8 protein-coding genes are annotated in these 13264 nt (G+C 72.3%); 4 read left to right on the forward strand and 4 right to left on the reverse strand.

Features of this window, described 5'->3' with window-relative positions; all coding sequences use genetic code 11:
- Positions 1 to 219: 219 nt before the first annotated feature.
- Together CCN35_RS24745 and CCN35_RS24750 are read left to right on the forward strand one after the other, a co-directional pair.
- On the forward strand, positions 220 to 489 hold the full coding sequence (locus CCN35_RS24745) for a hypothetical protein (protein ID WP_067398978.1): 270 nt from the start codon (positions 220 to 222) through the stop codon (positions 487 to 489).
- 212 nt (positions 490 to 701) lie between these two features.
- On the forward strand, positions 702 to 2171 hold the full coding sequence (locus tag CCN35_RS24750) for an FAD-dependent monooxygenase (RefSeq protein WP_086794398.1): 1470 nt from the start codon (positions 702 to 704) through the stop codon (positions 2169 to 2171).
- Positions 2172 to 2278: 107 nt separating this feature from the next.
- Here the strand turns inward: CCN35_RS24750 and pepN are convergent, their stop codons facing one another.
- From pepN to CCN35_RS24765, 3 genes are all read right to left on the reverse strand, one after another.
- Entirely contained in the window at positions 2279 to 4867 is a 2589-nt protein-coding gene (gene pepN / locus CCN35_RS24755; protein WP_086794399.1) for an aminopeptidase N, read from the reverse strand.
- Positions 4868 to 5211: 344 nt separating this feature from the next.
- A complete protein-coding gene (locus CCN35_RS24760; protein WP_067398973.1) occupies positions 5212 to 6228 on the reverse strand; it encodes an aspartate-semialdehyde dehydrogenase in 1017 nt (338 codons plus the stop codon).
- Positions 6229 to 6660: 432 nt separating this feature from the next.
- Positions 6661 to 9981 carry a S8 family serine peptidase gene (locus tag CCN35_RS24765; RefSeq protein WP_067398970.1) on the reverse strand — a complete coding sequence of 1107 codons (3321 nt, stop codon included), beginning with the start codon at positions 9979 to 9981 and terminating at the stop codon, positions 6661 to 6663.
- Positions 9982 to 10228: 247 nt separating this feature from the next.
- On the opposite strand from CCN35_RS24765, the gene CCN35_RS24770 reads away from it, so the two are divergent.
- Positions 10229 to 10681: an NUDIX hydrolase gene (locus tag CCN35_RS24770; protein WP_067398968.1), complete on the forward strand. Its 453-nt coding sequence runs from the start codon at positions 10229 to 10231 to the stop codon at positions 10679 to 10681.
- A 288-nt stretch (positions 10682 to 10969) separates the two neighbouring features.
- A complete protein-coding gene (locus CCN35_RS24775) occupies positions 10970 to 12136 on the forward strand; it encodes a serine hydrolase domain-containing protein (protein WP_236561251.1) in 1167 nt (388 codons plus the stop codon).
- 95 nt (positions 12137 to 12231) lie between these two features.
- On the opposite strand, the gene CCN35_RS24780 is transcribed toward CCN35_RS24775, so the two are convergent.
- Positions 12232 to 13264: hypothetical protein (locus CCN35_RS24780; RefSeq protein WP_086794400.1), on the reverse strand; the 1033-nt coding region annotated here is incomplete at its 5' end.

Genomic DNA, 13264 nt, shown 5'->3' on the forward strand with positions numbered 1-13264 from the left:
CTGCTGCCCCTCCCGGCCGGCTTCCCCGCGGGCCTCCTCCGTCCCGGTTCTCCCGCCGGCCGGGAGGGGCAGCAGACCCGGAAGGGGACGCGGAGGACACGGGAAGAGGAAGGCTGAAGGCGAGGCCGGAAGAGGGGCCGGCGGGCGGGAAGGACACCACGGGATCTCATTCGGCACCCCGGGCGCACACCGTGCCCGGGCATTCGCTACGTTTGCACTGTGGACAAGAAGAACGCCCTGCGCGCCGGCACCCTGGCCGCCGGTACGACGCTGATGATGCTGCTCATGACGTCTCCTGCGCTCGCGCTGATCCCCGACGACGGCGACGACCCCGGCCCGGGTCTGAGCATCGCCGAGACGCTGGGTCTCTTCGTCGCTCTTCCGATCGTCCTGTTCCTGGTCATCACGGGGCTGGTCATGGTCCTGGCCAAGTCCGACAAGAAGGGCCAGGACACGAGCGGGAACGTGGACGTCAAGGCCAAGGCCTGACCACACGCACACCGAGGGCGCCGACCCCGACCACGTAGCGCGCAGGACCGCGGCAGCGCCGCACTGCCGTACGTGGGCGAGGTGGGCGCCCTGGGCGTGTTCCGGGGACGCGCACCGGCCACGGTGCGGTGCAGCCCGGACGACGCCGGACCGCGGGCGCGCGCCGTTGCCCGCGGGCGCCGACCGGCCGAGGGTGGTACCAGGAGGCGCCCATGACCGGTACCACCGCACACCGCACCCCCGGCACCGACTCCCCGTCCGTCCTCGTCGTCGGCGCCGGTCCCACCGGGCTGCTCCTGGCGGGCGACCTCGCCGTCGCCGGTGTCCCCGTCACCCTCGTCGAGAAGCGGCCGCACCGGATCAGCAACCTCTCCCGTGCCTTCGCCCTGCACGCCCGCAGCCTCGAGCAGCTCGACGCCCGCGGTCTCGCCGACGGTCTGGAGGCCGTCGGCCGGCGCCTGGTCCGGCTCCAGCTCTTCGGCCGGCTCTCCGTCGACCTCGCCACCCTGCCCTCCCGCTTCCGCCATGTGCTCGTCCTGCCGCAGTACGAGGTGGAGAAGGCCCTGGAGCGGCGTGCGGCCGAGGCCGGAGTGGACTTCCGGTACGAGACCGAGGTGACCGGCCTGACCCAGGACGCGGACGGGGTGACGGTCCGGGTCCGCGCACCCGACGGCCGGCCGCGGGAGCTGCGCGCGGCGTACGTCGTCGGCGCGGACGGGGTGCGCAGTGCCGTGCGCGAGGCGGTCGGGCTGCCGTTCCCGGGACGCCCGGTGATCCGTTCCGTGGTCCTCGCCGACGTGCGCCTCGCCGAGCCGCCCGACACCCTGCTGACCGTCAACGCCGTCGGCGACGCCTTCGCCTTTCTCGCACCCTTCGGCGACGGCTACTACCGCGCCATCGTCTGGCGCCGCGACACCGCGGTGCCCGAGGACGCGCCCGTCGACCTCGACGAGGTGAAGGAGATCGCCCGGCTCGCCCTCGGCCGCGACTACGGCATGCACGACGCCCGCTGGACGTCCCGCTTCCACAGCGACGAGCGCCAGGTGCCCGCCTACCGCGTCGGCCGGGTTTTCCTCGCCGGCGACGCCGCCCATGTGCACAGCCCGGCCGGCGGTCAGGGCATGAACACCGGTCTGCAGGACGCGGCCAATCTGAGCTGGAAGCTCGCCCAGGTCGTCCACGGGCACGCGCCCGAGACGCTGCTCGACACCTACCAGGCCGAACGCCACCCCGTCGGCAGGACCGTGCTGCGCAGCAGCGGCGGCGTCCTCCGGCTCGCCATGGCCCACCGCCCCTGGACCCTGGCCCTGCGCGCCGTGCTGGTCACCCTTCTCGACACGGTCGGCCCTCTCCGCCGCAGGGTGATCGGGCAGGTCACCGGCATCGGCTACCGGTACGCCGCCCCCTGGGGCGCCCATCCCCTGGTCGGCGCCCGTGCCCCGGACGTCGCCCTCGCCGGCGGCGGCCGGCTCCACGAGGCCCTGCGCGGCGGCCGGTTCGTGCTGATCGCCCCGCACACGCACCCGGTCGGCCGGGACCGGGACGGCCGGCTGACCGCGGAGCGCTGGGCGAGCGGACGCCGTACGGCCGTCCTGGTCCGCCCCGACGGGTACATCGCCTGGGCGGCGGACACGGCCGGCGAGGCCGCGATCGAGGCGGCGCTCACCGCCCACGTGGGCTGAGGCGGACCGCGAACCACCGGCCCGGCGCGCCCGGACGCCCGGCGCCGCACATGCCGAGGGGCGCCCGGTCCGGCACCGGGCGCCCCCTTCGGCTCACCGCACGGACATCAGGCCCGGGCCGCCGCCGCGGCGTCCGCCGCCTGGGCCTTCAGGGCGCGTTCGACACCCGCCCGGGACTCCGACACCAGCCGGTGCAGGGCGGCGTTCGGCTCGGCCGAGGCCAGCCACTGGTCGGTCTTGCGCAGGGTGTCCTCGGACACCTGGATCGACGGGTAGAGACCGACGGCGATCTGCTGGGCCATCTCGTGCGAGCGCGACTCCCAGATGCCCTTGACCACCTCGAAGTACCGGTCGGCGTACGGCGCGAGCAGCTCGCGCTGGTCGGTCTGGACGAAGCCCTCGATGACCGCCTCCTGGACGGCGTTCGGCAGCTTGTCGGACTCGACGACCGACGCCCAGGCCTCCGCCTTGGCCTCCGGCGTCGGACGGGCGGCCCGCGCGGTGGCCGCGTGCCGCTCACCGGCCGCGGTCCGGTCCCGCTCGTACTCGCCGGCGATCTCGGCCTCGCCGAACCGGCCCACGGCCGCCAGCCGCTTCACGAACGCCCAGCGCAGCTCCGTGTCCACGGTCAGGCCCTCGATCGTGTGCGAGCCGTCCAGCAGGGACTCCAGCAGGTCCAGCTGCTCCGGGGTGCGCGCGGTCGCCGCGAAGGCGCGGGTCCACGCCAGCTGGTGGTCGCTGCCCGCCTCCGCCGTGCGCAGATGGGCCAGCGTGGCGTCCGTCCAGCGGGTGAGCAGGGCCTCGCGGCCGGCCGGGTCGGCGTACAGGTCGACGGCCAGCTTCACCTGGCGGTGCAGCGACTGCACCACACCGATGTCGGACTCCTTGCCGATCCCGGACAGCACCAGCGACAGATAGTCGCGGGTGGCCAGCTCCGCGTCCCGGGTCATGTCCCAGGCCGCGGCCCAGCACAGGGCGCGCGGCAGCGAGGACGCGAAGTCGCCCAGGTGCTCGGTGACGACGGCGAGCGACTCCTCGTCCAGACGCACCTTGGCGTACGACAGGTCGTCGTCGTTGAGCAGGACCACCGCCGGACGGCGCCGGCCGGTCAGCTGCGGCACGGCGGTCAGCTCGCCGTCCACGTCCAGCTCGATCCGGCCGTCCGCGGCACGCACCAGCCTGCCGCTCGCCTCGTCCAGGTCGTACAGGCCGATCGCGATCCGGTGCGGACGCAGGATCGCCTCGCCCTTGGCACCGGCGGGCAGGGCGGGGGCCTCCTGGCGGACCGCGAAGGAGGTGATCACCCCGTCCGCGTCCGTCTCGATCTGCGGACGCAGGACGTTGATCCCGGCCGTCTCCAGCCACTTCTTCGACCAGGTCCGCAGATCGCGCCCGGAGGTCTCCTCCAGCGCGGTGAGCAGGTCGGACAGGCGCGTGTTGCCGTACGCGTGCCGCCTGAAGTACGCCTGCACGCCCCGGAAGAACGCGTCCTGGCCGACGTACGCCACCAGCTGCTTGAGGACGCTGGCCCCCTTGGCGTAGGTGATGCCGTCGAAGTTGACGAGCACGTCCTCCAGGTCGCGGATGTCCGCCATGATCGGGTGGGTGGAGGGCAGCTGGTCCTGCCGGTACGCCCAGGTCTTCATCGAGTTGGCGAACGTGGTCCACGCGTGCGGCCACCGCGAGCCGGGCGCGTCGGCCTGGCAGGCGATGGAGGTGTACGTGGCGAACGACTCGTTCAGCCACAGGTCGTTCCACCACTCCATGGTGACCAGGTCGCCGAACCACATGTGGGCCAGCTCGTGCAGGATGGTCTCCGCGCGCACCTCGTACGCCGCGTCGGTCACCTTGGAACGGAAGACGTACTGGTCGCGGATGGTCACCGCGCCCGCGTTCTCCATCGCGCCCGCGTTGAACTCGGGCACGAACAGCTGGTCGTACTTCTTGAACGGGTAGGGGTGGTCGAACTTCTCCTGGAACCAGTCGAAGCCCTGCCGGGTCACCTCGAAGATCGCGTCCGCGTCGAGGAACTCGGCGAGCGAGGGCCGGCAGTAGATGCCGAGCGGGATCGACTGCCCGTCCCTCTCGTACACGCTGTGCACGCTGTGGTACGGCCCGGCGATCAGCGCCGTGACATAGGTCGAGATGCGCGGCGTCGGCTCGAACACCCAGACGTTGTCCCGGGGCTCGGGGGTCGGCGAGTTGGACACGACCGTCCAGCCCTCGGGCGCCTTGACCGTGAACTGGAAGGTGGCCTTCAGGTCCGGCTGCTCGAAGGAGGCGAAGACCCGGCGGGCGTCCGGGACCTCGAACTGGGTGTACAGGTAGACCTGGTCGTCGACGGGGTCGACGAAGCGGTGCAGGCCCTCGCCGGTGTTGGTGTACGCGCAGTCCGCGACGACCCGCAGGACGTTGCGGCCCCGCGGCAGCCCCGGCAGTGCGATCCGGGAGTCCCGGAAGACCTCGGCCGGGTCCAGGGCGTCGCCGTTGAGGGTCACCTCGTGGACGGCCGGGGCCACCAGGTCGATGAAGGAGGAGGCGTTGTCCTCGGCGACGTCGAAGCGCACCGTGGTCACGGACCGGTAGACGCCCCCCTCCTGCGCGCCGGAGAGGTCGAGCTCGATCTCGTACGAGTCGACGGTGAGCAGCTTCGCCCGCTGCTGCGCCTCTTCGCGAGTCAGATTTGTGCCAGGCACGCGGTCATCTCCTCGTCATCTGGGGATTGCGCCATCCTTCCACGTGAGGGCCGGTCCGGGCGACGAACTTCCGGCGTGCCGGGTCCGGGCGGGGACGATCTGTCGTGCACCGACGCGCACCGCGTCCCGTGCCTTCCGCGCCGTCGCTCCGCCGGCGGCCGCGTCCTCGGCGGGGAGCCGGCCGGGCGGCTTCGGCGGGAGCGGCCCGTGGAACCCGTGGAAAGCGTGCGACGGCCCGGCCGTGGCACAGGTCCACGTCCGGGCCGTCGAGCCGTCGAGCGGCGCCCGCTTCCTCCGCGCGGCCGGAGGGCGCTCGGCCCTCGTCTTGCCTTGCGGGCAGGCGCTCAGCCCTTCAGCTCCGCCGCCACCAGCTCCGCGATCTGCACGGTGTTCAGCGCCGCGCCCTTGCGGAGGTTGTCGTTGGAGATGAACAGGGCGAGACCGTTCTCCACCGTCTCGTCGCGGCGGATGCGGCCGACGTACGAGGGGTCCTTGCCGGCCGCCTGCAGCGGGGTCGGGATGTCCGACAGCTCGACCCCGGGGGCGTCCTTCAGCAGCTCCACGGCGCGCTCGGGGCTGATCGGACGCGCGAACCGGGCGTTGACCTGCAGGGAGTGACCGGTGAACACGGGGACGCGCACACAGGTGCCGGAGACCTTCAGGTCCGGGATCTCCAGGATCTTGCGGGACTCGTGGCGCAGCTTCTGCTCCTCGTCGGTCTCGTTCAGACCGTCGTCGACGAGGTTCCCGGCGAAGGGCAGCACATTGAAGGCGATGGTGCGCTTGTACACGGACGGTTCGGGGAAGTCGACGGCCCCGCCGTCGTGGGTGAGCTTGTCGGCGTCGGCGATCACCTTCTGCGCCTGGCCGTGCAGCTCGGCGACGCCCGCGAGACCCGAGCCGGACACCGCCTGGTAGGAGGCGACGACCAGTGCCTCCAGGCCCGCCTCCCGGTGCAGCGGCTTGAGGACCGGCATCGCGGCCATCGTGGTGCAGTTCGGGTTGGCGATGATGCCCTTGGGACGGTGGGCGAGCGCGTGCGGGTTCACCTCGGCCACCACCAGCGGCACGTCCGGGTCCCTGCGCCAGGCCGAGGAGTTGTCGATCACCACGGCGCCCTGCGAGGCGACCTTCTCGGCCAGCGCCTTCGAGGTCGCGCCGCCCGCCGAGAACAGGACGATGTCCAGGCCGGTGTAGTCCGCGGTGGCCGCGTCCTCCACGGTCACCCCGTCCAGGACCTTGCCGGCCGAGCGGGCCGAGGCGAACAGGCGCAGCTCGGTCACGGGGAAGTCGCGTTCCGTGAGGATCCTGCGCATGACCGTGCCGACCTGACCGGTGGCTCCGACGATTCCGATCCTCACAGTGACTCCTTTGCGTGTGCTGCCATGTGCTGTGCGTGCGTACGGCTCGGCCGCGACCCCTCCATCATGCGGTCCGCCCCGGCCTCTCTGTCCAATTCTTTGTCCCGTTCTTTGGCCCGCCCTCCGCCCCGCGGATCCGGGGACGGGAACGGGCGCACCCGGGGCGGACCTGCGGTCTTGTCGCTCCCCCCGGCGCCGGACTGCAGAAAATCGGCCGGGAGGGGTCTTCCGCCGCAAGCCGTGCTGCCGGGCGTCTGCCCGCCGGACTTCGCCCCATGACCGGGCGGCACACGGATGTGATGTACGTCTCCCCGGGCCTTCGGTGTGCGCCGCCCGGAAGCGAAGGGGGCGGGTGCCCGTACGGACACCCGCCCCCTGCCATGTGCGGAAGGAGCGTGACGGCCGCGGCCCTGCGGTCACGGCCCGGCGGTCTTACGGAACGACCTTGCCGATCTTCACGCTGCCGATGCCCGCGACGGTGCCCCGGGCGTTGAGCACCCGGACCTCGCCGAAGAACTCGCGGCCCTCGGGAGCCGGCTCATGGGCGACGACCTCCGCGGAGATCCGCGCCGTGCCGTTCGGGGCGAGCGGGTGCACCGTCGACTCGTCGACCTTCACCGAGCCGAGCGCCGCCGAGTAGTACACGTCCCGGTAGTCGTAGGCCGTGGAACCGGCCGGCACCGAGTAGGCGTCGATCTCGATGGTGTACGTGCCCGGGGCGGGGTCGGCGATGGAGACGGACTCCTCCGAACCGCCCGCCGCCGAGTAGGCGATCCGCTGGCCGGCGGAGTCGAAGACGTACAGGTCCAGGTCGGCCCCGGCGTCCGAGACGTTGCCGATGGCGACGTCCAGCCGCTCGGCGCCCTCCGGCACGACGACGGTCGTGGTGTGCGTGTCACCGTCGGCGATGGTGGGACGGTCCGACTTCGACGAGCCGAGGGAGCCGCCCTTCAGCCTGGCGTCCAGCCCGGCGAGCCTGTTCGTCAGCGTCCAGGACACCGGAGCCGGCACACCGGCCCTGGCCTCCTCGACCGTCTGCACCGCGGGGCTGAAGTCCAGGCCGTACACGGCCACGGTCAGCTTGAACGGGTTGTCGAGCAGCGGCGACGTACGGCGCGACTCGACCTCGATCTCCCAGACTCCCGGCGTCGGGTCGCTGTACGACCGCACGTCCGGGCGGCAGGTGTTGGCCGGGTTGTCGTAGTTCGGGTAGCAGTTCGGGGTCGAGGTCGGGTCCACCGGGGTGCCGTAGGGGTGGATCGCGATGAAGCGGGTCTGGCTGCCGGCCTTCAGTCCGCTCATCGCCACCTCGAGGGTCTTCGCGCCCTCCGGGACCGTCACGAAGTACGACTGGGTGCTGTTGCGCTGCACGACACCGGACACCGTGTGGGTCCAGGACGGCTTGGCGAGGTCCGAGGCGACCACGACCGTCAGCATGATCTGCCGGTCCACGCCCTCGGTGCGGCGGTCGTTCACCTCGAGGATCGCGCTGTGCACACCGGCGGCGCGGGGACGGGCCTCGATCCTCACCGTCACCGGCTTGTTCAGCGGCAGCGAGACCGTGTGCGGGCCGAGGATCCGGAAGGTGCCGTCGTCGTTCTTCAGGCCCAGGTGGTGGGTGACGGAGCCGGCCGGGCCCGTGGTGCGGGTGATCTGGACCTCGTAGGTCTTCTTCTGGCCCTTCTTCAGGCCGCCCTCGCGGTCGTACAGGCCGGTGCCGAAGCCCGGCGTCTTCAGCGCCCAGGACAGCGAGGTGTCGACCGGGGCCTTGACCTCGTAGGTGTGCGCGGTGGCGCCGCGCTGGATCGACTTCCAGGCCTTGACGACGTCGATCAGGCCCGCGCCCTCACTGTGCGGCTGCTCGCCCTGGATGTGCTTGGCGGTCGAGGTCAGCGCGGTGCGCAGCTTCGCCGGGGGAAGGTCGAGGCGCTTCTGCTTCGCCGCCGACAGCAGCAGCGCGGCGGCGCCGGCCGCCTGCGGGGACGCCATCGAGGTGCCCTGGAGCATCGAGTAGCCGGCCGGGAGGGAGTAGCCCGCCTCGGCGACCGGGCCGCCGGGCATCCAGGTCTGCGTGGTGTTGATGGCCGCGCCCGGCGCCGAGAGGGTCGGCGTGAAGCCACCGTCCTCACGCGGGCCGCGCGAGGAGAACGGCATCATGGCGTACTTCCTGCTCACCACGGAGCCGTAGTTGGCCGCCCAGGTCTCCTTGGAGACGGACGCGCCGACCGAGACGACCTTGTCGGCGAGGCTGGGGTCGCCGATGGTGTTCAGGCCCGGGCCGCTGTTGCCCGCCGAGATCACGAGCTGCACGCCGTAGGTGTCGATGAGCCGCGTGTACAGCTCCGCGCGGGCGTTGTTGCCGTCGTTGAGCGCGGGCAGGCCGCCGATGGACATGTTGACGATGTCCACGCCGCGGTTGACGACGAGGTCGATCATGCCCTCGGTGAGCGCGACGCTGGTGCAGCCGCCGTTCCAGTTGCAGGCCCGGGAGGAGACGATCTTCGCGCCCGGGGCGGCGCCGTTCATCTTGCCGCCGAACAGGCCGTGGGCGGCGGTGATGCCGGCGACGTGCGTGCCGTGCGAGGACTCGATCAGGCCGATGTTGACGAAGTCGGCCTTCTTGCCGACCCAGGAGCCCCCCAGGGGGTCCATCGGCACGTCCTTGCGGATCTCCACGACGAACGGCTGCCGCTCGGCGACGTCCGTCTTCGGGTCGTCGGTGCCGAAGTAGCCGATCTGGAAGCCGTCCTTGTACGGCTTCATCGGCGTGTCGTCGGTGAAGTCGTGGTTGTTGTTCAGGTCCACCCGGACCGTGCCGGCCGCCGGGTCGTACAGCACGCCCCAGACGTCGGTGGTGTCGCCGTCGCGGTTCACGTCCCCGTTCGCGTCGCCGCCGGTGGTGTACGACTCCGCGAACGTGCTGATGCGGTACGAGCCCGCCGGGGCCTTCCAGGTCTTGCCGGCGTAGGTGAAGGAGGGCCCGGAGACGGAGTCCGTCATCGGGCGCCAGGTCCGGTCGCCGTCGACGATCGGGTCCGTCGCGGTCACCCAGTCGACGATCTTGCGCTCGCCGGTGGTGGTCTTCTGCAGCGCCGGGTGGGCGAGATCCACACCGGTGTCGAGGATGCCGATGGTGATGCCCCGGCCGTCCGCCTTCGGGTTCTTCTTCACGAAGTCGACGGCCCCCGTCTCGAAGGACGGGTTGTACGGGTTCACGGCGGGCGTGTGCTTGTCCGGAGCCGGGTAGGTGCCCTTGCCGCCGCCCTTGTGGCCCTTGGCGCCCCGGGCGGATCCCGCGTCCGGCCTCGGGTCGTCGATCGGGATGTCCTGCTTGAGGTCGATGGCCCGCACCGAGGACAGCTTCGCGGCGGCGGCGATCGCCGAGTCCGCCTTGCTCGTCGGCACGGTGGCGCGCACATAGCCGAGCTTGTCGTAGGTGAGGCCCACGGCGCCGCCCTTGACCGCGTCCAGCTGCTTGGCGACCTGCGCGGTCTGCCCGGGCGTGGTGGCGATCATCATGGTGACGTGCTTGGCGCCCTCGGCCTTGGCCTCGGCGAGCAGTTCGGCGTCGGCCGAACCGAGTTTGTCGTCCGTCTCCTTGACGGTCGGGTCGGTGGGGGTCGGGCCGTCCAGAGCGACGGCCAGGGGTATCGGCCCCGCCATGGAGAGCGCGGCCACCACGCCGGCCGCCGTGACGATGCGGGCCAGGCGTCTGGCACCGCCGAGCGGTGCGCGCTGGGGATCGGAGGTCATCGGTATTCCTTGCAGGTAAAGGAACCAGGTGAGTGCACGACCGGATTCGGGTCGCGGCGTCCGGAAGTCCAGGCCGGACGAGCGCTCAGCTTTACCCAGGGGAAAGTTGTTTGACGAGAGCTGACCGTGACGGGATGAAGCCATGGCGTACTTCCGCCACGCGTCATCCGGAAGATAATCACTCAAACCGGGCCTCTTTGTGCGGCGTTGCTCCTCTGTTCTCCGGAGTACGCCGTAACGTCCCTCCATGCACAAGGAGTTGAGGGTGGCGGCCTACGCCGTATGCGTCAGGGACGGACGGCTGCTGATGGCCCGCTGGGTGGCCGCCGACGGCGCCCGTCGCTGGACCCTGCCCGGCGGCGGCATGGAGCACGGCGAGGACCCCTACGACACCGTGGTCCGGGAGGTCGAGGAGGAGACCGGCTACACCATCGAACCGGTCGCCCTCCTGGGCGTGGACTCCGTCCGCCGCACCTATCCGCGCCGTCTGGGCACCCACGCCGACTTCCACGGTCTGCGCATCCTCTACGAGGCCCGGGTCACCGGCGGCGAACTGCGCGACGAGACGGGCGGCTCCACGGACCGCGCGGCCTGGCACCCCCTGGAGGCGGTCCCCGCACTGCCCCGGGTCGGTGTGGTCGACGCGGGGCTGCGCCTGTGGCGCGAGCGTCCGGCGGCGGGACGGGTGGACCGTCCCTGAGGCGCCCCCGCCCGGCGAGCGGCGCCACGGCGGCGAGAAGGCCGCCGCGCTCCCGGGCCGGTCCCGCCGCCCCGCACCGTCCCGGGCACCGGACGGACCCGGCCGGCGGCCCGCAGGACCACGAGGCGGAGCCGTCGCCGGGAAACACGGCCGGCAGGTCGCCGGGAAATGCCGCCGGAAAAGGGCGGAAACCGGTCGACCGCCGTGACCGGAGGAACTCCGGTGGCCCGTGTGAAGTCTTTCCTTCTGCCATCACACCCGAGGGGCAAGGGAGGCACACACGTGCGCATACGGACGGCGGTGACGGCGGTGACGACTGCGGTGACGGGGGCCGTTCTCTCCGTGGCCCTCGCGGTCCCCGCCGCGGCGGCGCCTTTGGTGCCCGCGGCCGCGGCGGACGGCGCCGGCGACCACCGGGCGACCCGCCGGGCGATGCAGGCCGCGGTCGACGCCGGTGTGCCCGGGGTGACGGCGACGGCGCGGGATGCGCGGGGCACCTGGTCGGCGACCGCCGGAGCGGGCGACCTGCGCACGGGGCGGAAGCGCTCCCCGCACGACCACTACCGGATCGGCAGCCTCACCAAGACCTTCGTGGCGACGGTGGTGCTGCAACTGGAGGCGGAGGGCAGGCTGTCCCTGGACGACACCGTCGACACCTGGCTGCCCGGCCTGGTGACCGGCAACGGCCACGACGGCACCCGGATCACCCTGAGACAGCTGCTGAACCACACCAGCGGCGTCTTCAACTACACGGACGACGAGGACTACCGGCGGACGTACTCCACCAAGGAGGGCTTCCTCGCGCACCGCTACGCCACCCGGACCCCGGAGGAACTGGTGCGGATCGCCCTGGCCCACGAGCCGTACTTCGAGCCCGGCACCCCGGGGAAGTGGGCGTACTCCAACACCAACTACGTCCTGGCCGCCCTGGTGATCGAGAAGGCCACCGGCCGTCCCTACGGAGAGGAGATCCGCCGGCGGATCATCGAGCCCCTGCACCTGACCGGCACCTCGGTCCCCGGCACCCGGGCCCTTCTGCCCCGGCCCAGCAGCCGCGCCTACGCCAAACTGGGGCCGGTGGCGACGGAACCCGCCCACGACGTCACGTACTTCAACCCGTCCCGTGCCTTCGGCGCGGGCGAGATGATCTCCAACTCCAGGGATCTGAACCGCTTCTACCGCGCCCTGCTCAGGGGCCGGCTGCTTCCTTCGAAGCAGCTGGCCGAGATGACCACCACGGTGCCCGTGGGCCCCGGCCGGGACTACGGCCTCGGCCTGATGAGGGTGACACTGAGCTGCGGTGTGACCGTCTGGGGCCACAGCGGCAACACCACCGGGTCCGGGACCGCCGCCGTCACGACGGAGGACGGCCGGCACTCCCTGGCGTTCAACTTCAACGGCGACTGGTCGGGCGACGGCAACGCGGTCGTCCAGGCGGAGTTCTGCGGCGGCTGACGCCCCGTCCCGCACCCGTACGCACGCGGAGGGACCACCGGCCGCGACGTCCGGCGGTCCCTCCGCTCCCCTCCTGCGGTGGTGCGTCCGGCCCCCTACCGGGGCAGCACCACGACATATGCCGCCGGATCGCGGTCGGCGGCGGCCAGCAGGGCCGTGCGCACCACCTCCGCCTGCTGCTCCATCGCGTCGCGCAGCTTCCGGGGCGTGATGTGGACGACCGTGATGCCCAGGCGCTCCAGGTGCTCGCGCTTGCGGGCGCCCTCCGCCCACCGGGCGTCCTCGTCCTGCCGGGAGGCGCGGGTGTCCAGCTCCACCGCGACCGCCTGCTCGGGCCAGTAGGCGTCCAGGCTGCCCAGATGGGGTCCGCCCGGCAGACGCAGGTCCACGTTCCAGACCGGATCGGGCAGGCCGTACTCGCGGACCATCCGGTACAGCCGGTCCTCCGCGAGGGCCCGTCCCTCGGCCAGCAGCAGGTCCACCGCGTCCACCACGTGCGGCCGGTTCAGAAGCCGCGCACCGGTCAGCTCCCGCACGATCGCCGCCGGTTCGCAGTAGCCGCCGCGCACCGCCTCGGTCAGCAGCCGCCGTACCGTGCCCGCGTCCGACAGCCCGGCCACCGCGTCCGCCAGGGCGCGCGGCACCGGGGCCACCGGCAGCCCGGTGACCATGTCCGCCGCGGGCAGGACGGCCGTGCGGACGATCCGGGCGCAGCCCGTCGAGCGCAGCCGGCGGACGCGCTCCACCAGGACGTCGATCTTCTTCAGGGACGTCAGGGCGGGGGAGGAGGAGAAGCCGTGCAGGGTCAGGGCCGCCAGCCCGGTGATCATCGCATCGACGGGTGCCGGGCGGTGCGGGACCCGGGCGGTGGGCTGCACGGGCACCCCGGGCGCCGGCCGGGGAAGCGGTGCGCGTGCCGCGTACATCAGCACCGCCTGCAACCGCTCCTCGCTGGTCGGTGGGCCCGGGTGGAGCAGATACACGCCCGGCAGGATCTGCTGCCAGGGACCGCCGCCGCGGCACCGCTCGGCCGTCTCGGCGGCCGACACTCCGTGCGCGCGCAGCTGAGCGGCGGTCAGGACCCGGCGGTGCGTCTCGGCGAGGTGGTGGAGGGGGCGGGGGGAAAGC

Source organism: Streptomyces thermovulgaris (genome assembly GCF_002155915.1).
Classification (GTDB): Bacteria; Actinomycetota; Actinomycetes; order Streptomycetales; family Streptomycetaceae; genus Streptomyces; species Streptomyces thermovulgaris.

Coding starts and splice junctions, on each gene's coding strand:
- CCN35_RS24750 (WP_086794398.1), top strand. CDS start 702: ATGACCGGTACCACCGCACACCGCACCCCCGGCACCGACTCCCCGTCC.
- CCN35_RS24770 (WP_067398968.1), top strand. CDS start 10,229: ATGCACAAGGAGTTGAGGGTGGCGGCCTACGCCGTATGCGTCAGGGAC.
- CCN35_RS24765 (WP_067398970.1), bottom strand. CDS start 9,981: ATGACCTCCGATCCCCAGCGCGCACCGCTCGGCGGTGCCAGACGCCTG.